This is a genomic window from Pseudomonas sp. ef1 (genome assembly GCF_007293365.2).
GTDB lineage: Bacteria > Pseudomonadota > Gammaproteobacteria > Pseudomonadales > Pseudomonadaceae > Aquipseudomonas > Aquipseudomonas siliginis.
On record NZ_CM129815.1, the window covers coordinates 3,106,770 to 3,130,682 of the forward strand.

At 61.9% G+C, this 23,913-nt stretch carries 15 protein-coding genes; 7 read left to right on the forward strand and 8 right to left on the reverse strand.

Annotated elements, in window-relative coordinates:
- Window positions 1-18 precede the first annotated feature (18 nt).
- Window positions 19-981: an alpha/beta hydrolase gene (locus FEE99_RS14080; protein ID WP_041479057.1), complete on the forward strand. Its 963-nt coding sequence runs from the start codon at window positions 19-21 to the stop codon at window positions 979-981.
- Between the two features lie 889 nt (window positions 982-1,870).
- Here FEE99_RS14080 and FEE99_RS14085 read toward each other — a convergent pair.
- From FEE99_RS14085 to pvdM, 5 genes are all read right to left on the reverse strand, one after another.
- Window positions 1,871-4,354 carry a TonB-dependent siderophore receptor gene (locus FEE99_RS14085; RefSeq protein ID WP_177327015.1) on the reverse strand — a complete coding sequence of 828 codons (2,484 nt, stop codon included), beginning with the start codon at window positions 4,352-4,354 and terminating at the stop codon, window positions 1,871-1,873.
- 115 nt (window positions 4,355-4,469) lie between these two features.
- A complete protein-coding gene (locus FEE99_RS14090; protein ID WP_041478503.1) occupies window positions 4,470-6,119 on the reverse strand; it encodes a cyclic peptide export ABC transporter in 1,650 nt (549 codons plus the stop codon).
- A gap of 109 nt (window positions 6,120-6,228) precedes the next feature.
- Entirely contained in the window at window positions 6,229-7,116 is an 888-nt protein-coding gene (gene pvdO, locus FEE99_RS14095) for a dihydropyoverdine dehydrogenase (RefSeq protein ID WP_041478504.1), read from the reverse strand.
- 36 nt (window positions 7,117-7,152) lie between these two features.
- On the reverse strand, window positions 7,153-8,439 hold the full coding sequence (gene pvdN / locus FEE99_RS14100) for a pyoverdine-tailoring periplasmic protein PvdN (protein WP_041478505.1): 1,287 nt from the start codon (window positions 8,437-8,439) through the stop codon (window positions 7,153-7,155).
- Entirely contained in the window at window positions 8,436-9,800 is a 1,365-nt protein-coding gene (gene pvdM, locus FEE99_RS14105) for a pyoverdine-tailoring dipeptidase-like protein PvdM (protein ID WP_041478506.1), read from the reverse strand. The genes pvdN and pvdM overlap by 4 nt, the downstream gene beginning before the upstream one ends.
- Before the next feature lie 207 nt (window positions 9,801-10,007).
- Here pvdM and pvdP point away from each other — a divergent pair, with 207 nt between their 5' ends.
- On the forward strand, window positions 10,008-11,633 hold the full coding sequence (pvdP, locus tag FEE99_RS14110; protein ID WP_041478507.1) for a pyoverdine maturation tyrosinase PvdP: 1,626 nt from the start codon (window positions 10,008-10,010) through the stop codon (window positions 11,631-11,633).
- Window positions 11,634-12,341: 708 nt separating this feature from the next.
- On the opposite strand, the gene FEE99_RS14115 is transcribed toward pvdP, so the two are convergent.
- Genes FEE99_RS14115 through FEE99_RS14125 form a run of 3 tightly spaced genes read right to left on the reverse strand, consistent with a single transcriptional unit; the run spans window position 12,342 to window position 16,878 of the window.
- Complete coding sequence (locus FEE99_RS14115; RefSeq protein WP_041478508.1) at window positions 12,342-13,736, reverse strand: efflux transporter outer membrane subunit; 1,395 nt, start codon at window positions 13,734-13,736, stop codon at window positions 12,342-12,344.
- A gap of 7 nt (window positions 13,737-13,743) precedes the next feature.
- Entirely contained in the window at window positions 13,744-15,714 is a 1,971-nt protein-coding gene (locus tag FEE99_RS14120) for a MacB family efflux pump subunit (protein ID WP_041478509.1), read from the reverse strand.
- Window positions 15,715-16,878 (reverse strand): efflux RND transporter periplasmic adaptor subunit, encoded by a 1,164-nt coding sequence (locus FEE99_RS14125; RefSeq protein ID WP_041478510.1) that lies wholly within the window; start codon window positions 16,876-16,878, stop codon window positions 15,715-15,717.
- Window positions 16,879-17,157: 279 nt separating this feature from the next.
- On the opposite strand from FEE99_RS14125, the gene FEE99_RS14130 reads away from it, so the two are divergent.
- From FEE99_RS14130 to FEE99_RS14150, 5 genes are all read left to right on the forward strand, one after another.
- Entirely contained in the window at window positions 17,158-17,640 is a 483-nt protein-coding gene (locus FEE99_RS14130; RefSeq protein ID WP_041478511.1) for a sigma-70 family RNA polymerase sigma factor, read from the forward strand.
- A 133-nt stretch (window positions 17,641-17,773) separates the two neighbouring features.
- On the forward strand, window positions 17,774-19,111 hold the full coding sequence (locus FEE99_RS14135; protein WP_041478512.1) for a lysine N(6)-hydroxylase/L-ornithine N(5)-oxygenase family protein: 1,338 nt from the start codon (window positions 17,774-17,776) through the stop codon (window positions 19,109-19,111).
- Window positions 19,112-19,786: 675 nt separating this feature from the next.
- Entirely contained in the window at window positions 19,787-22,486 is a 2,700-nt protein-coding gene (gene mgtA, locus FEE99_RS14140; protein ID WP_041478513.1) for a magnesium-translocating P-type ATPase, read from the forward strand.
- Window positions 22,487-22,716: 230 nt separating this feature from the next.
- Window positions 22,717-23,151, forward strand: coding sequence for a hypothetical protein (locus FEE99_RS14145; protein WP_041478514.1), 435 nt, complete (start codon window positions 22,717-22,719; stop codon window positions 23,149-23,151).
- A gap of 125 nt (window positions 23,152-23,276) precedes the next feature.
- Entirely contained in the window at window positions 23,277-23,909 is a 633-nt protein-coding gene (locus FEE99_RS14150) for a response regulator transcription factor (RefSeq protein WP_041478515.1), read from the forward strand.
- The last annotated feature ends 4 nt before the right edge of the window (window positions 23,910-23,913 follow it).

Sequence of the window (23,913 nt, forward strand, 5' to 3'; positions counted from 1 at the left end):
ATACAAGGATTTTTAACGATGTCGTTACACCCTGATCTGGAAGCTTTCCTCGACCTCGCTCAAGACAGCCAGGACGCCGGCCTGCCGGCCATGCACCAACTGACCCCGAGCGAGGCCCGCGCCACCTTCGAGCAGACCACCGCGCAACTGCGCTGGCCGGCGCCGCAGGATCTTGAAGTCACCGAGATCGAAACACAGGCCCGTGACGGTGCGGCGCTGGCGTTGCGTTTGTATCGGCCCAACGGTATTGAATCGCCGCTGCCGGTGCTGGTGTATTTCCACGGTGGCGGGTTTGTGGTCGGCAGTCTGGATTCCCACGACGGCGTCTGCCGCGAGTTTTGCCAGCGCACGCCGTGTGCGGTGCTTTCGGTCGGTTATCGACTGGCGCCGGAGCATCGCTTTCCGACAGCACTGGAGGATGGTGAGGACGCTTTGGCCTGGCTGGCCGAAGAGGCTGCGAGCCTCGGCCTGGATGGTTCGCGCGTTGCGTTTGGTGGCGACAGCGCGGGTGCCACATTGGCGACGGTGCTGGCGATTCAGGCTGTGCGGCAGCCGCACACGGTGGCTATCGCGCCGAAGGCGCAGTTGTTGTGTTATCCGGTGACGGATGCTTCGCGAGTGCATGATTCGCGGCTGTTGTTTGGCGAGGGGTACCTGCTCGAGAACGACACGCTGGAGTGGTTTTATCAGCACTATGCGCGTGGGCCGGAGGATTATCTGGATTGGCGTTTTTCGCCGTTGCTGGCGGAGGATCTGCGCGGGGTTGCGCCGGCTATTGTGCTGCTTGCCGGGTTTGATCCGTTGCTGGATGAGGGGCAGGCTTATGTCGACAGGCTGCGCGGGCAGGGGGTCGAGGTCGAGGTCGAGGTTTGTGGCGGGTTGACTCATGATTTGTTGCGGTTGGGGGCGGTGGTGCCTGGGGTTCTGGAGGTTTATTCGAGGGTTGGTGGGGCGCTTGCGCGGGCTTTTTGGATGGGGTGAATATCCGTTTTTTTTGGTGTTGCTGCTGGCGGTTTCGCCCTTACGGCGACTTACTTTTTTACAAGCGCCAAAAAAAGTAAGCAAAAAACGCTAGCTCCTGCGTTCGGCCCTCGCAGGCTCGGGTTCCTTCGCTGCGGGATCGATCCGGGCGCAGCGGCTCCGGTTTGCTTCGCTGCACCTACACTCGCTGTGTTCGACTTCGTCGAACGGTCGCTGCGCTCCCACCCCCGGATCAATCCCTCCACTCAGCCTTCCGACGTCGCCGGTGGATCAAAAGCAAGATCAAAAGCACTCGAGCTAACGCTCATTGTTGAGTGGGGCGGCTGCGCCGCGGGCAGCTGCGCTGCTTGGCTTTTTGCTTTTGCTTTTGTGGGAGCGAGCCTGCTCGCGAAGGCGGCCTGACAGCCGACCTGTTCTTGAGTGGTGCGCGATCCAACTGTAGGAGCTGCCGAAGGCTGCGATCTTTTGATCTGGCTTTTGCTCTTGCTTCGGCTCTGGCTCTTGATCTGGCTTTTGCTTTTGCTGTGGCTTTTGATCCGGCTTTTGATCTCTTGCCCCTTCGGCAGGCTTCGTTACGGGATCGATCCGGGGGTGGGAGCGCAGCGACCGTACGACGCAGTCGTACACAGCGAGTGTAGGTGCAGCGAAGCCAACCGGAGCCGCTGCGCCCGGATCGGTCCCGTAACGAAGGTACCCCGAGCCCCAGCGAGCGGGCCGTACGCCGGGGCAAAGCCTTTTGGGTTACCTTTTCGGCGTTTGGAAAAGGTGACTCGCTGTAAGAGCGAAACCGTCAGCGGCAGCACCCGCAGCAACGGATATGCCCCCCAATCCCCAATCCCAAAAACCAAAAAGCCCCGCCAAAGCGGGGCTTCCACACAACTAAGAGCAATCAGAAATCAGCCTTCACCGACATCACAAAATTGCGCGGATCCCCGTAGAAGTTACCGAACCCCTCGGTACCAATGGTCGCGTAATAACGCTTGTCGAACAGGTTATTGCCGTTCAACGCCACCGACCAGGTGTCATCGATCCGATAACCAATGCGACCGTTCCAGACCGCATAACCCGCGCCGTCGACATTGTCCCCGCCCAGAGGCGAAACCCGGTAGGTGCCCGTCTGCGCATTGACACCCGCACCAATCGTCACACGATCCAGCGGTCCGCTCAGGGCGTAATCACCCCAGACGCGCAACAGGTGACGCGGCACGTAAGAGTTGTAGACCGCGCCATCCTGAGTGGCATCGGCATCTTCCAGCACCTTGGTCTGGGTGTAGGTATAACCGGCCAACAGTTGCAGGCGGTCGATCACTTCACCGCTGACTTCAGCTTCAAAGCCCTGGGCGCGGACCTTGCCCGAGTTGATCTGGCACGAACTGTCTTCGCACCGCAGGTCATCCTGGGCCGCATCTTTCTGGATGGTGCGGAACAGGTTGAACGTGGTGTTCAGACGACCGTCGTACCACTCACCCTTGATCCCCAGCTCGTAGCTCTGGCCAATCAGCGGCTTGAGCGTGCTGCCGTCGATGGTTTTGTACGAGCCTTGCGGGGTGAAGATGTCGGTGTAGCTGGCGTAGGCGGTCAGGTTGTCGTTGAGGTCGTAGAGCAGGCCGGCGAACGGCGTGACCTGGCCGGTTTCGGTGGACTGGGTGTTGACCTCGGTGCCTTCGCCACGGAAGTACTGCACCGAGTCAGTGTCGGATTTGTACCAGCTGACCCGACTGCCGAGTACCAGGGTCATCGGGTCGGCGAGTTTCAGGCGGGCGATCGAGTAGGCGCCGTATTGCTTGATGTGCATGTCCACCGGGCCGCCACGGGAGGCGTTGGCCAGGTAGTAGCTTTCATCCGGCTGCGGGATGTTGTGGTTCGGGTTGAACACGTTCTGGCGCTGTGGCAATGCCGCCACCGCGTAGAAGTCGTCCTTGTGCGAACGGCTGGCGTTGGCGCCGACGATCAGTTCGTGCTGCTGGCCGAAGGCGTCGAATTTGCCGTCGACGTAAGCATCGAAGCCGTAGTCGCGCTGATCGTAATCATAGGTACTGCCGAGCATCAGCGTATTGGTGGCTGTGGCGCCCAATGGCACTGTGCCGCTCGGGAAGGAGTATTCCATGTCCTGAGTGTTGCGCGAGTAGACACCGGCGACTTTCAGCGACCAGTCATCGTTGAACTGGTGTTTGACGTCGGCGAAGTAGGTGGCGCGTTTGCTGCGCTGGTTGTTCCACGAGGTGTTCAGGCAGGTGGAGCGTTTCAGGTGCAGGTCGGAGCCGTCGGCGTAGCGCGGCAGGCCGCCCCAGCACGGGGTGGCGTCGACGTCTTCATAGGCCATGCCCAGACCGAGGGTGGTGTCGGGGCTGAGGTCGAAGTCCAGGGCGCCGTAGTAGATCTGGTCGCGGCGTTCAGCCACGTCGTAGAAGTACTTACGGGTCTGCTGGGTCACCACGGCGCGGCCACGGACAGTGCCGGCGTCGTTCAGCGGGCCGCCGGTGTCGACCTGGCCGCGGTAGTTGTCCCAGGTCCCGGCCGATAGCGAGAGCTGCGTGTGCGGGGTGTCCTGGCCGCGCTTGCGCACGAAGTTGACGCCGCCGGCGGTGCCGCCCGCGCCCTTCATCATGCCGGCCGCGCCGCGGAGGATTTCCACGCGGTCATAGATGGCCATGTCGCTGTTGAAGCTGTCCGCCTGCACGTAGCTGCTGCCGATGTCCAGCGGCACGCCGTCGTACTGGTACTGGCCGGTCATGCGGAAACCGCGTGAGTAGAAATATTTGCCGCCCATGGGCGAGTCGTAGACGGTGATGCCCGGGGTCTTCTCCATCACCTGTTCGATGGTGTTGAGGTTCTGGTCGTCGAGCATCTTGCGGGTCATCACCGTGACCGACTGCGGCGTTTCCTTCAGCGAGTGCACGCCTTTGCCGATGGTCACGCCGCCGGTGGTGTACGAGTTGCTGCCTTCGGTGGTGGCGCCGAGGCGGTTGGCGTTGACGTTGGTCGGCGCCAGTTCCATCGCGCTGCCGCTGGTGGCCGGGCCGAGCACGGTGACGGTGTTGCCGTCACGCTGATAGCGAATGCCGGTGCCGCTGAGCATCGCCTTCAGCGATTCGTCGTCCTGGTAGCGGCCGTTGAGGGCGCTGGAGCGCAGGCCTTGCAGGCTTTCCGGGCTGTAGATGATTTGCAGGCTGGTCTGCTGACCGAGGGTCTGCAGGGCCTGGGCCAGCGGTTGGGCCGGGATGTTCAGGGTCCATTCCTGGGCCTGGACATACGGCGCTGCCGCGAGGGTCAGTGCCAGACCCAGGCCGCTACCAGCCAGACGTGTGCGGGTCGCGCCGTGCATCAGCAGGGCTCGAGTCAGAGGGCGAAGCATGAAACGGGATGCGGACATGAGGTTAAGACCTTGGCAGGTATAGTTGTTAATGGTTCTTATTCATCTCATTAAGACGAGGAAGCCGCGGCAAACCGGAAAAGTTTTTTCTCCGGCCCGGTCGCGGCTGCTTCGATCAGGCGGGTTGCAGTTCGCTTCTGACCTTGCCGGCCTCCATGCGTACCAGTTGATCGGCGACGTCGAAGTAACGGTCGTCGTGGGAAATCACGATGATGGTCTTGCCCAGACGCTTGAGGTCGGGCAGCAGCTCGGTATAGAAGATCCGCCGGAATGTCGGGTCCTGATCCGCCGCCCATTCATCGAACACCAGCACCGGGCGCTCTTCGAGCCAGGCGTTGACCAGTGCCAGGCGTTTGCGCTGGCCGGTGGACAGGTCGGTGGTGCTGAACGCGCCGTCGCGCACGCTGACCTTGTGCGCAATCTCCAGACGTTCGAGGTAGCGGGTGGCATCCTGCGGCACTTCACGATCGCCCTGAATCAGATCATCGAACAGGTAGTAGTCGGCGAAGATCGTGGTGAAGTTCTGCCGGTAATCATCGCGGTTGACGGCGGTGATCGGCTTGTCGTTAACGCGGATTTCGCCCTCGGTCGGCGCGTACAGGCCCAGGAGCAATTTGATCAGCGTGGTCTTGCCGCAGCCGTTCTCACCGACGATAAACACAATGTCGCCCTGTTCGATGCGCAGGTTCACCGGGCCGAGGCGGAACGGCTCGCTGCCTTCCACCGCCGGGAAGGCGTAGCGCACGTTGCGCAGTTCCAGGCTGTTGACGGCGGCCGGCTTGCTGCCCTGATCCTGCAACAACAGGTGCGGTTCCGGCGATGAGAACTGTTCGCTGAGTTCGGCAATGCGGCGGAAGGCAATCTGCGCGCGGCTGATGATCGGCAGGGTGCTGATCAGGTGTTCCAGCGGCCCCTTCATGTACAGCAGCACCAGAACGAAACCGCTCATCACCGCTTTGTCGGCACTCGGCCACAGCGATTGCAGGGCCAGGGCCATGCCGATGACCACGAAGAACAGCATCGAGCCAAACGACTTGGCGATGACGAAGGTGTTGATCGATCTGATCTGGGTGTCGCAGATTTTCTCGGCGGTTTTTTGAATGCCGGCGACGAACATGCGCTGGCGACGCGGGCGGTGAATGCGCAGTTCCTTGGCGCCTTCGGCAATTGCGTTGTAGTGCTTCTGCAGTTCGTCTTCGGAATCGCGCGCGGCGTAGAAACCGCGCATGCCCTTGGCCCGCGCAAACGCCTGGATGGTGGTGCCGATGGCGATGGCCACCAGCATCATCAGGAACATCGGCCACGACAGCATGGCCAGATAGCCGAGACAACCAAGGGTCACGGTCATGGAGATCGCCAGGGGCGCAAAGGCGAAGGCGAAGTCGCTGATGGTGTCGACGTCGTGGGTCAGCACCGGAATCAGGCGATGGCTGCGATAGCGTTCGATCTGGTCGATCGGCGCCGACAGGACTTTCTCCCCCAGCTCTTTGCGCAGTTTGGCGATGATGTGCTGGCCGACGTAGTTGGTGCCGATGTCCGACAGGATCGTGGTCAGCAGGGCCAGGGCACAGAGGCCGGCAAAGATCATCACCACGGTGCGGGTCAGGCCGTCATCGGAATGCAGGGCGTTGTTGATGGTCGCCAGCAGCACGGTGACGCTCAGGCCGCCGAGCATGCCGAGCACGATGGACGCCGAGACGATCAGGCGGAAGGGCTTGAGCAGGGCGAACAATTCGTTGATCGCCCCACGCGTAGGCTTGGTCATGGAGGATTCCTGCTTCGATGCGGAGGGAGTGCCGGTACTTAAGGAAAACGAATGGTCGCGGAGTTTCTTTAACCGAGCGCAGGCGTGGCTGCGCTCGTCGACGGCGGGATCAGAGGTCGCGTACTACGCGAAAGCCCAGCCAGTCGCCCTTGCTGGTCGGCCAGCTGCTGTTGCGGTTGCCCGAGCGCGAGAAGATCGGCGCCTCGCCCCAGTCGTTGCCGCGCATGACCTGGCGTTCGCAGTTTTCCTGGGTCCATGGGCGACCGTCGGCGGGCACGCCGGAGTAGTCCGGGTGATAGCAATCGGCGGTCCATTCGTAGACGTTGCCGTGGGCGTCGAACACGCCAAACGCATTGGCCGGGAAGGTGCCGGCCGGCGAGGTGAAGTTGTAGCCGTCGGCTGCGCCATAGGTGTTGGCGTGTTTGGAGATCTGGTAATCCTTGCCCTCATCGAACGGGAACGGGAAAGGCCCGGTGCTGCCGCCCCGGGCGGCGTATTCGCGGATCGATTCGCTTTGCAGGCGATAGGCGTGCCCGGTCTTTTTCGACAGCCAGTCGATGTAGCCCTGGGCTTCGGCGACGTTCATGCATACGGCCGGGTCGCGTGGCGTCTGTTTGAATTCCGGCTTGCCGGCGGTGCAACGACGGCCCGGACGATCATCGAAGTCGTAGGGCTTGTTGCCGGTTTCGCGCACATAGGCGTCCCATTCGCCCACCAGCACCTGCGAGCGGCTGATAGCGAATGGTTTGCTGAACGTCACCGTGTGCAGCGGGCCTTCGTCGGGCTGCCGGCCGACTTCATCGTCCGGTGTGCCCATGGTGTAGCTGCCGGTCGGCAGCACGACCATTTCCGGGCAGTCCTTGCAATCCTTGAACACTTTACCCGCGGCGGGGGCGGTCGCCGCCTGCGCGCTGCCGGGCATCAATGCGCCGCAGAGGGCGCTGAGCGCCAGTGCGGGCAGGGCTTTGGAGAGGAGTGACGCGTGAGGCTTTTTCATGGGTCGTCTCTTTGAAAGGAAAACGGCAGTCGAGGGTCAGGCACGCAGCTTGGTGCCGAGGATGTCCATGAAGCGATCCACTTCGGCTTCGCTGTTGAGCAAGCCCGGCGCGGTGCGAATCACCGGCCCGACGTCGCGGCTGACCGCGTCGCAGATCACCCGGTTCTGCATCAGCCAGGCCGCCACTTCATCGCTGTCCTGGCCCTTGATCCGGAAGAAGGTGAAACCGGCGGAGAACTGCGAGGCGAGCGGGGTGACCAATTCGATGTTGCGGTGCTCCTGCAAGCGTTGCTTGAGGTAACTGTTGAGCTGATGAATGCGCGTCTGCACCTCGGCTTTGCCCAGGTGCAGGTGCAACTTGAAGGCTTCGTCCAGCGCCCAGCGATGCTCGAAGGCGTGGTAGCCGCCCGGGGTCATGATGGTCGAGAAGGCCGTGGCCTCGGAGAAGGTCGGCACGCTGGGGCTGACGTATTTCAGTTCTTCGGTGCGGCTGCAGACGATGCCGGTGCCGCGCGGGCCGAACATCCACTTGTGCGTGCCGGCGATGAAAAAGTCGCAGTTCATCTGCGGGAAACTCAAGTCGTCGACACCGAAACCGTGCACACCATCGACCACGTAAATCAGCCGATCCTTGTCGTCGCGCTGGCGGTTGTGCTCGTCGACCAGCCGCGAGATGTCGCTGATCGGCAGCTTCACGCCGCTGCCCGAATGCACCCAGGTCATGCCCAGCACACGGGTTTCGGGGCGGATGTTGCGATTGATCGTGTCGAGCACCTGATCCAGAGAAATGCTCTGCGGGGTTTCGAACAGCTTGAGTTTGCGCACGCGCGTGCCGTCACGACGGCTGCGGAAATCGAGAATGTTGCGCGTCGAATAATGTTCGTGAACCGTGGTGAGAATTTCCTGATCCGCGCGCACCTGCACGCTGCCGTAGATCATCGCGAGGCCTTCGGTAGTGCTGCCGGTCAGGGCGATTTGCGCCGGTTTGGCTTGCAGATACTGGCCTGCCCAGTGGCGCACGTTTTCTTCGCGCTTCTCGGTGACGCCCAGATCCCAATCCATCGCCAGACCCGGATTCAGATCCAGCGCCGCGCGATGGCGTTCGATGGCTTCGCGCACCGGTTTGGGGTGCGATGTGACGAGGAAATTGGCGAAGTGAATCGCTTGGGAATCCTGATCGAACATTTGACGCAACTGCGCCCATTTGTCTCGCGACGCAGTCGGCACGGCAGCGATGGCCGCCGGAGCACTCAGGCTGGCGCCCAGGGGCAGGGCGGCGGCGAGCAGGCCGGCCTGCTTGAGAAAAGTGCGACGATCGGTCATGGCCGGGCCACCTCCTGGCGTGACGCCAGCGCCGGTTTCGCGGCTTTTTGCACCTGATCCCAGACGCGCATGAAGTTGCCGCCCCAGAGCTTGGCGATGTCCGCTTCGGAGTAGCCGCGCTGCAGCAGTTCGGCGGTGACGTTGCGAATCTCGCCGACGTTTTCCCAGCCCTTGATGCCGCCGCCGTCGTTGAAGTCCGAGGCGATGCCGACGTGGTCGATACCGATCTTGCGCACTGTGTAATCGATGGCGTCGCCGAAGTCCTTTAGGGTGGCTTTCGGTTCTTCTTCGAGGATCGCGTAGAGGCCGCTGGCGTATTGGCCGAGCTTCTGTTCCGACCAGGCGGTGATGATCGGATCGCCCGGCATCAGTGCCATGGCCAGATTGGGCAGTGGCGGCAGATCGAAGCGCGCACGCAACGCATTGAGTTTGTCCTGCGTGCCCTGGGTCAGCGGTTTCAGGTACTGCGAGAAGGCGACGACTTGCACCACGCCGCCACTGTTCTTGATCAGTTGCAGTTCTTTGTCGCTGAGGTTGCGCGGGATATCCACCGCCGCCCGTGGCGCCGAGTGCGAGGCCACCAGCGGTGTACGGCTCAGTTCGGCGACTTGCTCGAGGGCCTTGGTCGACATCTGCGAAACGTCGATGATCACGCCCAGATCGTTCAAGCGCTGCACCGCTTGTTTGCCGATGTCCGACAGACCATCGAGGGCGTCGGGCGAATCATTGAAAAACGGCAGCGGCCGCGACGAGTCGGCCCAGCTGTTGTTGCCGATGTAACTGAAACCGAACATGCGCATGCCGCGCCCGGCCCACAGGTCGAGCTTTCTCAGATCATTGCCCAGCGGGTAGGCGTTGAGCATGCTGATGAAAATCGCAAACTTGCCTTCGCCGTGCAGGCGGCGGAAGTCATCCGGCGTGTAGGCGATGCCGGCCTGATTGGGGAAGTCGCGGACGATCCCGGAAATGATCTTGTAGCGCACTTCCTGCTGGTTGCGCGCCTCTTCGACAAAGCCCTCGGTGGGACGGTGCGGGGCGTTCGGGCCGTTCCACATTTCCGGCCAGCCGAACACCGTCAGCGCCGCGCCGGACAGGCGTCCGCGATTGGCCTTGATGAGGTCGAACTGGCCCGAGCCATCCTTGTCGGCTTCGTGGTCGTGGCTGCCGAAACTCAGCGGTACGGTGATGTGGCTGTCGAACGACAGCAGGCGATCCTGCAACTCCGTCGCCTGTTTCATCACCTTCACCGGATAGCCGGGGTTGTTCCAGTAATCCCAGGCCAGAAATCCTGCGCCGGCACTGATCGCCAGGGCCAGCGGCAGGCCGATGAATAGAGCCTTTTTCCAACGCGGTTTTGTCATTGCCATCTCATTCAGGTTCGCCGTCGAGGTACAGGCGCAGGGGCCTTTGCTATCTGGGAAGAACGAGTGGCCGCAGGGCTAATTTAGGCGCGCGTTACAAATGCCCGGCAGCGGCGCAGGGATGTTTTGCCGGCGGCGTAAATTTCCCCGCCGAGCAAACGTTCTAGCTTGGATAAAGCCTGCTTCATGGCTGACACAGGTAGGGCAATGACGATCTCTCGACGCTGGTTCATGGCGGGCATGGCACTCACGGGCGCCGCGCTGCCTGCCGCTTTTTATGCACATCGTGAATTGACCCGCGAGGAGTTTCCGATCACCCCGGGCGAGGCCACGGTCGATCTGGCGGACACCGCCGGGCAACAGCTGGCGGACAATTTGCGTGGGGTCTGGGACATTCGCTTTACCGGTGCGGCGGCCGGGCTTGATGGTTTGCCGGCGCAAGGCCTGGAGCTGTTTCTCGACATCGCTCATCGTGGGCGCGGCCTGCGCGGTTATCTCGACACCGGAGCGAATCTGCGTGCCGAAGGGCCTGTGCGTTATCAAGTGATTGGCGATCTGGCACCGGGCAACGGCGCCGAGATGTATTGGCGCCTGCTGCGCACCGATGCGCCACTTGCACCGCCGGTGTATGAATTCAAAGTCAGACTGGATGAGGTCTGGGCGGCGTTCGGCAATGCCGGCAGCGCCACGTTCACCGGGCAAGTGCTGCGTCTGGACCGGCCGTTGGCCTTGCCCGAGCTGGACAACCAGTTCATCGCCATCAAACGACGTTTTCCCGAGGCCCGTGAACGCACCGGGCTTAATCCGCAACTGTTGGCCTGGCTGGTGGCGCCCGAGCATCGGTTGTTCCATCAGCTCTGGCACGCCACCCGCGACAAGTGGCACAAGCTCTCGGAGAAAAAGCGCGAAGCGCTGCGCGGCATCGGCTGGCAGCCCGGGCCGCGTGACAAGGAGCGCGACGCCCGTGGGCCAAGCAAGGATCGCAATGGCTCGGGCGTGGATTTTTTCTTTATGCATCGGCACATGCTAGGCATCGCCCGCTCGATGCAGGATTTGCCTTCCTGGCCGGCGTTTCCGCAGCCGCAGCCTGAGCTGGAGCGGGACCGACAGGGCTTCGCCCGCTATTTCGACAATCATGACGGCAATTCGCTGCCGCCGACCTGGCTGGCCGAGGGCGATGACGAGTACACCAAGTGGGTCAGCGACATCAAAGCGGCGGAGACTTTTCAGAGCAATTTTCTGGTCTGGGAATCGCAGTATCGTGATCCGCGTTATTTGTCGAAATTGACCCTTGGCCAGTTCGGCTCCGAGGTCGAACTGGGCCTGCACGACTGGCTGCACATGCGCTGGGCTTCGGTGGCGCGTGACCCATCCAACGACATTCCAGTGCCGATGGCGCGCGATCAGGCGGACTTCGCTGCGCGCTGGTATGCGCCGGAAAACGACTTTCTCGGTGATCCGTTTTCCTCCCATGTGAATCCGGTTTTCTGGCGTTTCCATGGCTGGATTGATGATCGCCTGGAAGACTGGTTCCGCGCCCATGAACGTTTTCACCCGGGCGAAGTGAGTCGTTTGGAAGTCAACGGCGTGCCGTGGTTTGCACCGGGACGCTGGGTGGAAGTCGCCGACCCCTGGCTCGGCCCCGACACCCACGGCTGCAGTACCGTGCCCGGCCTGCAAGTCGGACGCTCAGTGGAGATGGACCCGGAGACCATGAAGCTGGCGCTGCGTATCACTTTTGGCGACGAAGACAACATGACCGAGCTGTTCCGCAAAGTGCCACAGCGCCCTTGGTATGCGCGACACCTGAAGGTCAAGGGCCGACAGCTCTAGATTGGTTCAACACATACTCAGGATAGGTCGCAATCCCCTTGTGGGAGTGAGCCTGCTCGCGATGGCGTCGTGTTAGTCACCCGTTATGCCGGATGACCCACCGTGATCGCGAGCAGGCTCACTCCTACAGGGGGTATTTATTGTGGCGTAGATTTTGGCCTGACCGAAAGCCTCCTGTGGGAGCTTGCTCGCGGAGGCTTTTTTTGGGGCGGTGGGGGCATTTTGAGTGAGTACATATCCATCGCTGCGGTAACGACTACCTAAGGTTTCGCCCTTACGGCGACTCACTTTTTTTACAAACGCCTAAAAAAAGTAAGCAAAAAAACGCTTGCTCCTGCGTTCGGCCCTCGCAGGCTCGGGTTCCTTCGCTGCGGGATCGATCCGGGCGCAGCGTTTCCGGTTTGCTTCGCTGCACCTCCTTCCGCTGTGTCTGGCTGCGCCAGACGGTCGCTGCGCTCCCACACCCGGATCAATCCCTCCGCTCAGCCTTCCGACGTCGCCGGTAGATCAAGATCAAAAGCACTCGAGCTAACGCTCATTGTTGAGTGGGGCGGCTTCGCCGCGGGCAGCTGCGCTGCTTTGCTTTTCTGTGGGAGCGAGCCTGCTCGCGATAGCTATCTCAAAGATACGAATGAACAGCAGATTTACCCTGATCCCTGTGGGAGCGAGCTTGCTCGCGATGGCGTCAGTCCAGTCGACGCATCTCCGTCAGATCACCTCCCAACCACCCCCCAGCGCTTTGTACAAGGCAATGCTCGCCTGCAATCGCGACAAGCGCAGCTGCACGTTGAGGTCTTGCGCCGCATATAGCGTGCGCTGGGTTTGCAGGACGGTGAGCAGGTCTTCGGCGCCGGCCTGGTAGCGGCTCTGGGCGATGTCGAAGGCGGTTTGTGCCTGGTTCAGTTCTTCGCTTTGCCATTGCCGTTGTTCGTCGAGGCCACGAATGCTGCTGAGGGCTTTTTCGACGTCGGCGAAGCCGTTGATGATTGCCCCGCGATAGGTTTCCAGCAGTTCATCCTGTCGGGCCTTGGCCTTGTCGCGTTCGGCGCTGAGGCGGCCGTTGTTGAAGATCGGCGCGGTCAGCCCCGAGGACAGGTTGTAGAACGTCGTGCGCAGAAGGTCGGCGGCAAGGTCGGCGCCGCTGCCGAGGCTGGCGGTCAGGGTGATTTTCGGCAGCATCGCGGCGCGGGCGACGGTGACATCAGCCTGCGCCGCCGCCAGTCTGGCCTCGGCGCTGGCAATGTCCGGACGCCGACTGAGCAAGTCGCTCGGCACGCCACTGGCGATGTCCGGCCAGTGCAATTGGGCGAAGGATTGCTCGGGCAACGGTAACGCTTGCACCGGTTGGCCGAGCAGGGCGGCGAGGCTGATCAGTGCTTCGCGGGCCTGTTGTTGCACCAGCGGTAGGCGACGCTGTTGTTCCGCCACCAGGCTTTTCTGCTGGGCCAGTTCCAGCGCGGTGGCGCTGCCGGCGTCGAAACGGGTCTGCACCAGATGCAGCACGTTCTGTGCATTGGCCAGATTGAGTTCGGCGATGCGCGCCTGCTCACGCAGGGCCAGGGCCTGGGTGTAACTGTTGGCGACGCCGCTGAGCAAGGTCAGCTCGACGGTGGCGCGGTCGAACTCGCTGGCCTGCACACCGAACAAGGCACTGTCGCGCGCGGCACGCTTGCCGCCCCAGAAATCGATTTCGTAACTGGCGCTGAGCTCGGCGTCGTAATAATCCAGCGAGCGATTCTCGGGACTGACATCCAATTGGCTGTAGCCCTTGCCGTGGATCAGTTTCTGCCGATTGGCATTCAGCCCGGCCTTGAGTTCGGGCAGCAGCGGGGCGCCGGCGATGGTTGCGCTGGCCTCGGCCTGTCTGACCCGTGCCACGGCGGCGGCGAGGTCGTAGCTGCCCAGCCGCGCCTGTTCCACTAGCCGCTCCAGCTCGGGGCTGCCGAATTGCGTCCACCATTGCCGATTGCTCTGCAGCGCGCCGTGGCTGTCGGCGGACTGCCACGCGCTCGGTGGTTGCACGCCGCTGTCGAGGCGCGGCGCCGGGCTGCTGCAGGCTGCCAGCAACAGGCTGGCGGCGAGGAACGTCAGTCGCACTTTCATAGGTCGATCATTCACTGGTAAGGGCCGTGACAGGGTCAAGCCGGGCAGCTTTGCGGGCCGGCATAAAGCCGAAAATGACGCCGGTGACCAGCGCACAGGCAAACGCGCCGATCACTGCCAGCGCTTGAAAGGCGATCGCCACGCCGCTGAGCAACAACACGCCGCCGACCAGCAGCGCCAGGCCGATCCCGGCGATTCCACCGACCACCGAGAGCATCAGCGCTTCGGTGAGAAACTGACGGAGGATGTCGCGCTGACGGGCGCCGGTGGCCATGCGAATACCGATCTCGCGGGTACGTTCGCGTACGGTCATGAGCATGATGTTCATCACGCCGATACCGCCGACCAGCAGGGAAATCGCCGCAATCGCCCCCAGCATCAGCGACAGCGTGCCTTGTGTGCGCGCTTCGGCCTGAATCATCGCGGCATTGTTGGTCAGCTCGAAATCCTTCTTGCCGTGGTGCCGACGCAACATCGCCTGTTCGATGGCCTGTTCGGCGTCCTTGACCTTGCGCGCGTCCTTCGCGGCAATCACCACGTATTGCGGATTGCGGCTGCCGAACAGGCGCGTGCTCGCCGCCGAATACGGCACGGCGATGCGGTTGTCGCTATCCGAATCGCCAGAGCTGGCGCCTTTTTCCGCAAGCACGCCGAGGATCTGGAACGGCACGTTTTCGATGAGGATGTATTGGCCGATGGGGTCGGCGACATCCTTGAGCAACTTGTCGCGGACCTTGGTGCCGATCACCGCGACAGCGGCGGCGCTGTCCTCGTCGGCCTGGCTGAAGTAGCTGCCCTGGATCACCGGCCAGTTGAAAATCTGCGGAAAGTTGGTGTCATTGCCGCCGACGTAGCTGCTGTGGTCGGCGTTGCCAAAGCGCACCCCGGCGGTCGAGCCGTTGACCGGCATGATCCGTTCCACCTGGGGCAGGGCGGACAGTTCGGCGACATCGTCGAGGGTGATGATGCCCTCCGGCGTACGCGGGTTCGGCGCCGAGCCGCTGAGGTAAATGATGTTGGAGCCGAACGCACCCATCTGCGCCATGACCTGACGCTTGCTGCCTTCGCCGACGGCGAGCATGACCACTACCGAGGCCACACCAATGACGATGCCCAGCAGGGTCAGCGCGGTGCGAAAGCGGTTGATCCACATCACTCGCCACGCCGCTTGTACAGCGTCCACCAGTTCACCTTTCCAGGCGCCGGTCTGGTTGCTGCCGCTGCTCAGGCGCTGGCGCAGGTCGACCGCTTGCAACGCCCCGGGATTGGCCACAGGCGGCGCGCACGCGTGCTCGGCGCTGTCGCTGATGATCAGGCCGTCGCGGATTTCGATGATGCGTTTGGCCCGTTGCGCCACTTCGCGGTCGTGGGTGATAAGGATCACCACATGGCCCTGATCGGCGAGTTCGTCGAGCAGGGTCATCACTTCGGCGCCGCTGTGGCTGTCGAGGGCGCCGGTCGGCTCGTCGGCGAGGATGATGTGGCCGCCGTTCATCAGCGCACGGGCAATCGACACCCGCTGTTGCTGACCGCCGGAAAGCTGATGCGGACGATTGCCGGTGCGAGTGCCGAGACCGAGACGTTCCAGCAGCGCGTGAGCTCGGGCATGCCGCTCGGCGGCCGGGGTGCCGGCATAGATCGCTGGCATCTCGACGTTTTCCTGCGCCGAGCCGGACGGGATCAGGTGATAGCCCTGAAAGACAAAACCGAAGGCTTCGCGGCGCAGCCAGGCCAGTTCATCACTGTCCAGCTGCGCGACATTTTCCCCGGCGAACAGATACTCGCCGCTGGTGGGACGGTCGAGGCAACCGAGGATGTTCATCAGCGTTGATTTGCCTGAACCGGAGGCGCCGACAATCGCAACGAATTCGCCGGCATGGATCGACAGATCGATCCCGCGCAGCACTTCCACCAGCGGGCTGTCATCACCGCCGTAGGCTTTGCGGATCTGCCGCAGGTCGATCAGGGGCGTGTGCATTCAGCCTCCATGACCAGCGGCCGGCGCGCTGAGAACATGCTCGCCCTCGGCCAGACCTTCCAGCACCTGGGTGCGCAGGCGATCGCTGATGCCGGTGCGCACTTCGCGCGCCTGAACATCACCATTGGCAGCGACGATCTGCGCCCGCTGCCACTGCGGACGCGAGCCCGGTTGCAGGGCAGCAGTCGGCACGGTCAGGGTGTCTTGCGCCTGGTCGGCGACGAAGAACACCTGGGCGGTCATGTCGGTCATCAGGCTGTGATCGGCGTTGTCGACGTCGAGCAGCACGGTGTAGAGCACCACGCGTTCGCTGCCGCTGCGACCACTGGTGGGACTGCCGCCCTGATTCTGTTCGAGCGGACGCGGCGGCACCGGCAGGATTTGCCGCACGGTGCTGCTCCAGCGCCGGCTGCCGCCGCTGAGGGTGGTGAAGTAGGCGGTCATGCCGGGTTTGACGTGGCCGATGTCGGCCTCTGAAACCTCGGCCCACACCGTCATCGGCGACAGCCGGGCGATGCGCAGGATCAGCGGGGTCTGTTGCTGCGCGTTGAGGGTCTGGCCTTCGCGCGCACCGACGGCGACCACGGTGCCGCTCATCGGCGCGTAGATGCGCGTGTAACCGAGCTCCGCTTCGTCGCTGCGCAGGCTGGCCTGGGCCTGGCGGATCTGCGCCTGGAACATGTCGATGCGCGCCTGGGTCGCACGGACCTCGGCGCGGGCGGTCTGCACGTCCTCCTCGCGGGTGGCGCCACCGGCGGCGAGTTTCTGTTGGCGCTGGTATTTCTGCTGCGCCAGATCGTGCTGGGCGCGTTGCTCCTGCAACTGCGCCTTGAGGTTTTCGATGGAAAAGCGCCCGGCATCGAGCTTGGCTTTCTGTGTCGACGGGTCGATTTCCACCAGCAACTGGCCTTCCTTGACCGTATCGCCAGCCTCGACGTGAATCTTCTGAATCTGCCCCGAAGCCTGTGCACCGACATCCACGTAGCGGCGCGGCTGCAAGGTGCCGAGCGCCGTCACGCTGTTTTCGATATCGCCGCGGCTGACCTGCACAGTGGCAACGGCGTCGCGACCGGGTGGCAAAACCTGCCAGGCAGCGACGGCGATCACGGGAATCAGACAGAGGGCGGCAAACAGCGCGCGACGGGCGGGGCGGGGACGATTCATGCAGGGTTCCGGCCAGTGGTTGCGGCCCGTCGCAAGGCACGACAGACACAGGGGCTGTCCTGTAAACGAGGCATGGGCGACGGAATTTAGCCGCAGACACATCGAGTTACCGTAGCCGGGCGACGACTATTTGTCCGGGATATGGAATCAACTCTTTAAATCTATATGAGAATTACTATAAATTACGCACCTCAAGTTGCCACTATCTTGCTACTGCGTGATCCGCAGGTCTGATCAGTGCGCTCAAGGACAGAAACGGCATCGATGCGGTCGGGAGTCATGTTGGAAAACTACTATCGTGAGCTGGTGTGTTTCCTCAACGCCAGACTGGGCAACCGTCAGGTCGCCGAGGATGTGGTGCATGACGCCTACGTACGCGTGCTGGAGCGCTCCAGCGAGGTGCCGATCGAACAACCCCGGGCCTTCCTTTATCGCACCGCATTGAACCTGGTCATCGACGATCACCGTCGCAACGCGCTGCGTCAGGTCGAATCGCTGGACGTGCTCGACAACGAAGAGCGCTATTTCACCCCGTCCCCCCACGGCACCCTCGATCACGGCCAGCGTCTGGAAATGCTCCAGCGCGCACTGGCCGAATTGCCGCCGCTGTGCCGCGACAGTTTTCTGCTGCGCAAGATCGAAGGCCTGTCCCATCCGGAAATCGCCCAGACCCTCGGTATCTCCCGGGCGCTGGTGGAAAAACACATCGTCAACGCCATGAAACATTGCCGCTTGCGCATCCAGCAATGGGATGGCCAGTGATCCGCGCCGGTTAAATTTCCTCTCATCGTCCTCGTTCCTACTCAACAGACGACCTGCTGACCTGATTCAGGCCGGTCAGGCCACCCAGGCTTTATTTCCCCGCGTTGAGGGGTTCATCCAGAGGACACTGGAAATGACACAGGCAATTGCATCGCCCATCGTTCACGACCTGATCGGCGTCGGTTTCGGCCCTTCGAACCTGGCACTGGCCATCGCTCTGCAAGAGCGCGGCCGGATCCAGGGCGAACTGGATGTGCTGTTCCTCGACAAGCAGGCCACTTACAGCTGGCACGGCAACACCTTGTCGACGCAGAGCGAGTTGCAGATTTCCTTCCTCAAGGATCTGGTGACCCTGCGCAATCCGACCAGCCCGTACTCGTTCGTCAATTACCTCAAGCACCATGGGCGTCTGGTCGACTTCATCAACCTCGGCACTTTTTATCCATGCCGCATGGAGTACAACGACTACCTGCGCTGGGTGGCCGGGCAGTTCACCGAGCAGAGCCGTTATGGTGAAGAAGTGCAGTTTATCGAACCGGTGTTGCACAACCAGCAGGTTGAAGCGCTGCGGGTAATTTCTCGGGGCAGCGACGGCCAGCAATTCGTGCGTACCACACGTTCGGTGGTGGTCAGCGCTGGCGGCACACCGCGCATTCCAGAGGCGTTCAAGGCGCTGAAGGGCGATCATCGGGTATTCCACCATTCGCAATACCTGTCGCAAATGGCCAGACAGCCGTGCGTGAACAATCAACCGATGAGTATCGCCATCATCGGAGGCGGACAGAGCGCGGCGGAAGCCTTTATCGATCTGAACGATTCATTCCCGTCGGTGCAGGTCGACATGATCCTGCGCGGCTCGGCCTTGAAGCCTGCGGACGACAGCCCGTTCGTCAACGAAGTGTTCTCGCCGGAATTCACTGATCTGGTGTTCCAGCAGAACAGCGTCGAGCGCGAGCGTCTGGTCAACGAGTACCACAACACCAACTATTCGGTGGTCGACATCGACCTGATCGAACGCATCTACGGCATCTTCTACCGGCAGAAGGTTTCCGGGATTGCCCGCCATGCGTTCCGCACCCTGACCACCGTCGAGAGCGCCACTGCCACGGCAAACGGCATCGAACTGGCCGTGCGCAACAACGCCACCGGCGAAGTCACGGTGCGAATCTATGACGCCGTGGTGCTGGCCACCGGTTACGAGCGCCAGATGCACCGCAAATTGCTCGCGCCGCTGGAGGAATACCTCGGCGAATTCGAAGTCGATCGCAACTACAAACTGATCACCGACGAGCGCTGCAAGGCCGGCATATATATGCAGGGCTTCTGCCAGGCCAGCCATGGCCTGAGCGATACGCTGCTGTCGGTGCTGCCGATTCGCGCCGACGAAATCGCTGGCTCGTTGTACGAGCATGGCAAACAGCGCGGGCACAGCCGTTCCGTGGCGGAGCTGTTGTTGGCGACTGCCAGCTGAATCTGCATTGCCTGACATATCGCCTTCGCGAGCAGGCTCGCTCCCACAATGGTTCTGTGAACGCAGGCCAGAATGTGGGAGCGAGCCTGCTCGCGAAGGGGCCATGGATGGCCCCACATATGATCGTTCCCACGCTCTGCGTGGGAATGCAGCCCGGGACGCTCCGCGTCCCTTTCAGAAGCCGAACGCGGAGCGTCCGATGAGGCGTTCCTACGCTGAGCGTAGGAACGATCGCGGGGAAATTCTGAACCCTTGCTGAACACCCCCCACATTCCCCGAAAACACCTCTTCCAGCCGTTTCGCTGCGGGCGTAAGCTGCGCGCGTTTTCATCAATTGCGGAGACCCACAGTGGGTACTTGTTCGAGTGACAGTTGTCGGCCGGTCTCGATCACCGGCAGATTCTCGGCAAGATAACGCGCAGTCTTTCCCTGCCGTTGTCTCGCCGTAACAGCGAGCAGCGGCATCCCGTGCACGACCCGTTCCGGATCGTGTCTCGACGTCCTTCTCAACGACGCTGAACCAAGCGTGATGGCGACCTCAGTCGTCATCGCCGCCTATCGACACGCCTGTCATTCCCGACGGGCGCGCCACGCCTTGCCGTGCCGGTTGTCCCGGTGCCAGGGCGCGGCGGTACCTGCTCGACGGTTTCCCGGCTGACCACAGGGGACACAGCCATGAAACTCACGCTCAAGGAATTTTTCGCAGGCTTTCTGCGCAGCCGTCACATCGCCCGGCACTTCCGTCGTCTGGCGCTGCTGGATTCGATCAACGACACCAGGGTCAACCGTGAAGTGCCGCCGACGCTGGCCAGTACGCTGGTGGCTGCCGCCCATGCCGACAGCGCCGCGTTGCTGTCGTCGTTGGGCACGCACGGCGAGGGGCTCACCGAGGTCGAGGCCGATGCACTGCGCGCGCAACATGGCCTCAACGAGGTCGAGCACGAGCAACCGCTGCCGTGGTGGACTCATCTGTGGCACTGCTACAAAAATCCGTTCAACCTGCTGCTGACCTTGCTTGCGGTGATCTCCTGGCTGACCGAAGACCTCAAGGCGGCCGTGGTGATTTTCTCCATGGTGGTGCTGTCGACGCTGCTGCGCTTCTGGCAAGAGAGCAAATCCAATCAGGCCGCCGATGCGCTCAAAGCCATGGTCAGCAACACCGCCACGGTGCTGCGCCGCGATGGCCCACGCCGGGAGCTGCCGATCAGGCAACTGGTGCCCGGCGATCTGATCGTGCTCTCGGCCGGCGACATGATTCCCGCCGATTGCCGCGTGCTCAGCGCCAAGGACCTGTTCGTCAGCCAGGCAGCGATGACCGGTGAATCGATGCCGGTGGAGAAATTCACCCGGCAGACCGATCGCGACACGCGTAACCCGCTGGAGCTGGACAATATTCTGTTCATGGGCACCAACGTTGTCTCCGGCAGCGCGATTGCGCTGATTCTCACCACCGGCAACAGCACCTACTTCGGTGCGCTGGCGCAACGGGTCGGCGCGACGGACCGGGCGGTGACCTCGTTTCAGCAGGGGGTCAACAAGGTCAGCTGGCTGCTGATCCGCTTCATGTTCGTCATGGCGCCGCTGGTGCTGTTCATCAACGGTTTCACCAAGGGCGACTGGAGCGAAGCGCTGCTCTTCGCGCTGTCGATTGCCGTCGGCCTGACTCCGGAAATGCTGCCGATGATAGTCACCTCGACCCTGGCCAAAGGCGCCGTGTTCCTGTCGCGCAAAAAAGTCATCGTCAAACGCCTCGACGCGATCCAGAACTTCGGCGCCATGGACGTGCTGTGTACCGACAAGACCGGCACCCTGACTCAGGACAAGATCTTTCTGGCGCGTAATGTCGATGTCTGGGGTGAGGATTCTGACGCTGTGCTGGAACTGGCCTACCTCAACAGCTACTACCAGACCGGCCTGAAAAACCTGCTGGATGTGGCGGTGCTGGAACACGTGGAAATCCATCGCGAATTGAAAGTCGGCAGTGCGTTTCGCAAGGTCGATGAAATCCCGTTTGATTTCAATCGCCGGCGCATGTCGGTGGTCGTGGAGGGCCGCGCTCAGCCCCACCAATTGATCTGCAAAGGCGCGGTGGAAGAAGTGCTGGCGGTGTGCAGCCGGGTGCGTCACGGCGAAGTTGATGAGGCATTGAGCGATGAATTGCTGGCACGGATTCGCCAGGTCACCGGCGCTTTCAACGCCGAAGGTCTGCGCGTGGTGGCGGTCGCGGCTCGCTCAATGCCAGCAGGCCGCGAGATTTACAGCCTGGCCGATGAGCAGGAACTGACGCTGATCGGTTACGTGGCGTTCCTCGATCCGCCGAAGGAAAGCACCGCGCCAGCGCTCAAGGCCTTGGCCGAGCACGGCGTGGCGGTGAAGGTGTTGACCGGTGACAACGAGCTGGTCACAGCAAAGATCTGCCGCGAGGTCGGCCTCGGCCAACAGGGTTTGCTGCTGGGCAATGACATTGAGCGCATGAGCGATGCTGAGCTTGCGGTGGCGGTCGAGACGACCAACGTCTTCGCCAGACTCACGCCGTCGCACAAGGAGCGCATCGTCCGTGTGCTCAAGGGCAACGGCCATGTGGTCGGGTTCATGGGCGATGGCATCAACGACGCGCCGGCGCTGCGCAGCGCCGACATCGGCATTTCCGTGGACAGCGCGGTGGACATCGCCAAGGAGGCGGCGGACATCATCCTGTTGGAAAAAAGCCTCATGGTGCTGGAGGAGGGCGTGCTCGAGGGGCGGCGCACCTTCGCCAACATGCTCAAGTACATCAAGATGACTGCCAGCTCCAACTTCGGCAATGTGTTCTCGGTGCTGGTCGCCAGCGCGTTCATCCCGTTCCTGCCGATGCTGCCGATGCACCTGCTGGTGCAAAACCTGCTGTACGACATTTCGCAGATTGCCATTCCGTTCGATAACGTCGACGAAGCGATGCTGAAACAGCCGCAGCGCTGGCAGCCGGCTGACGTCGGGCGTTTCATGCTGTTCTTCGGCCCGATCAGTTCGATCTTCGACATCACGACATTCGCCTTGATGTGGTACGTGTTCGACGCCAATACCCCGGATCACCAGACACTGTTCCAGTCCGGCTGGTTCGTGGTCGGGTTGCTGACCCAGACGCTGATCGTGCACATGATCCGCACGCCGAAGATCCCGTTTCTGCAAAGCCGCGCCGCCATGCCGCTGCTGGTCATGACCGCGATCATCATGGCAGTCGGCATCTTCCTGCCCATGGGACCGCTGGCGCATTACTTCAAGTTGCAGGCATTGCCGTCGCTGTATTTCGTGTTTCTGCCGGTGATTCTGCTCGCGTACATGGCTTTGACCCAAGCGGTGAAAGGCTTCTACATCCGTCGATTCGGCTGGCAATAGCAGCCATGGAATGCTTTCCCCTGTGGGAGCGAGCCTGCTCGCGAAGGCGCCGTGTCAGTCAATACATCTCTGACTGGTATAGCCCCTTCGCGAGCAGGCTCGCTCCCACAGGGAATATTGATGCGTCAGGGCCGCCGGATGAATGAGCGGATTTTTAGGAAAAGTCCTACAGAGCTATCCCCGGCGCTTGCGTAGTCTTGCCCTCCCCAAACCTCACCGGGAGAATGACCATGAGCAACAAAGCGTTGCGCATCCTGATCGCCGACCCGCAGCATTTTCATCGCATGAAAATCGAGCGCCTGTTCAACTCGCTCGGCTACTACCGCGTCGCCCCGGTGCAGAATCTCGGCGAATTGTTGACCCTGGTCGACTACGGCTGCGAGCCGTTCGATGTATTGGTGATCAATGCCGAGCTGGCGGCAGGCTCCCTCGATCTGTCGGGCTTTCTGCTCGATCACCCACAGGTTCGCCACGCTCTGATCTACAACGAACCGTCGGCGCCCTTGCTGGCGGTTGCGGGGTTTGCTCAGGAAAACGCGCAGATCAGCCCGACGCCATTGCCCAATTCACAGCTCATCGGGCAGGTGATGGCGAGAGTCGAAGCTTGCGACGAACGCCAGGCACCGCCCGACTCTCACGCGTCGTTGCGCCATGCCAATGCATAAAAAACCACTCTGCACAACTGTCAGACCTGACAGGTGATTCTCTTGCTCATCCATGTAACAGTGCCGGCGCGGCCACCGACTCCGGGACAGACTGTTGCGGTGTCTTCGATTTTGCAGGAGTACCAATGAAGTCAGCGCTGATCGTCGATGATCACCCAGTCGTGCGCGCGGCCATTCGCATTGTCCTGCAGGCTCAAGGCTTCACGCAGATTCATGAAGCGTCCAATGGCAATGAAGTCGTGCCGTTGATTTGCGCGCATGATCCACAACTGGTCGTGCTCGATCTCGGCTTGGGGTCCATGGACGGGCTGGAAGTGCTGACGCGAATCCAGATCAAAGCGCCGACGGCACGCTGCCGGATCCTGGTGTTCAGCATGCATGAGCCCACGCATTACCAGGAGCGCTGTTTGCGCGCGGGCGCGCGGGGTTACGTGACCAAGAGCAATCATCTGACGCTGCTGCACGACGCTATCAAGGCGCTGATGTCCGGCCACACCTATTTCTCCGCGTTGCCCAATACCAGCGGTCTGTACAACGCGGTGCAACGCACTGAACAGGAGCTGATCGCGCAGCTGTCCGATCGAGAGTTATGCATTTTCGTGAACCTGGCGTTGGGCAAACCAAACAAAGCCATCGCCCAGGAGATGCACCTGAGTCACAAGACTGTCAGCACCTACAAGACCCGCATGATGGCGAAACTTGGCCTGGGTTCGCTGGTGCTTCTGCGTGAGTTCGCCAAGCGCAATCACTTGATCTGAGTAC

Bases quoted from the DNA above. Each gene is read 5' to 3' on its own strand.
- FEE99_RS14135 (WP_041478512.1), top strand. From the start codon at position 17,774: ATGACACAGGCAATTGCATCGCCCATCGTTCACGACCTGATCGGCGTC.
- pvdP (WP_041478507.1), top strand. From the start codon at position 10,008: ATGACGATCTCTCGACGCTGGTTCATGGCGGGCATGGCACTCACGGGC.
- FEE99_RS14120 (WP_041478509.1), bottom strand. From the start codon at position 15,714: ATGCACACGCCCCTGATCGACCTGCGGCAGATCCGCAAAGCCTACGGC.
- FEE99_RS14145 (WP_041478514.1), top strand. From the start codon at position 22,717: ATGAGCAACAAAGCGTTGCGCATCCTGATCGCCGACCCGCAGCATTTT.
- FEE99_RS14130 (WP_041478511.1), top strand. From the start codon at position 17,158: ATGTTGGAAAACTACTATCGTGAGCTGGTGTGTTTCCTCAACGCCAGA.
- FEE99_RS14115 (WP_041478508.1), bottom strand. From the start codon at position 13,736: ATGAAAGTGCGACTGACGTTCCTCGCCGCCAGCCTGTTGCTGGCAGCC.
- mgtA (WP_041478513.1), top strand. From the start codon at position 19,787: ATGAAACTCACGCTCAAGGAATTTTTCGCAGGCTTTCTGCGCAGCCGT.
- pvdN (WP_041478505.1), bottom strand. From the start codon at position 8,439: ATGACCGATCGTCGCACTTTTCTCAAGCAGGCCGGCCTGCTCGCCGCC.
- pvdO (WP_041478504.1), bottom strand. From the start codon at position 7,116: ATGAAAAAGCCTCACGCGTCACTCCTCTCCAAAGCCCTGCCCGCACTG.
- pvdM (WP_041478506.1), bottom strand. From the start codon at position 9,800: ATGACAAAACCGCGTTGGAAAAAGGCTCTATTCATCGGCCTGCCGCTG.
- FEE99_RS14125 (WP_041478510.1), bottom strand. From the start codon at position 16,878: ATGAATCGTCCCCGCCCCGCCCGTCGCGCGCTGTTTGCCGCCCTCTGT.
- FEE99_RS14150 (WP_041478515.1), top strand. From the start codon at position 23,277: ATGAAGTCAGCGCTGATCGTCGATGATCACCCAGTCGTGCGCGCGGCC.
- FEE99_RS14085 (WP_177327015.1), bottom strand. From the start codon at position 4,354: ATGTCCGCATCCCGTTTCATGCTTCGCCCTCTGACTCGAGCCCTGCTG.
- FEE99_RS14090 (WP_041478503.1), bottom strand. From the start codon at position 6,119: ATGACCAAGCCTACGCGTGGGGCGATCAACGAATTGTTCGCCCTGCTC.
- FEE99_RS14080 (WP_041479057.1), top strand. From the start codon at position 19: ATGTCGTTACACCCTGATCTGGAAGCTTTCCTCGACCTCGCTCAAGAC.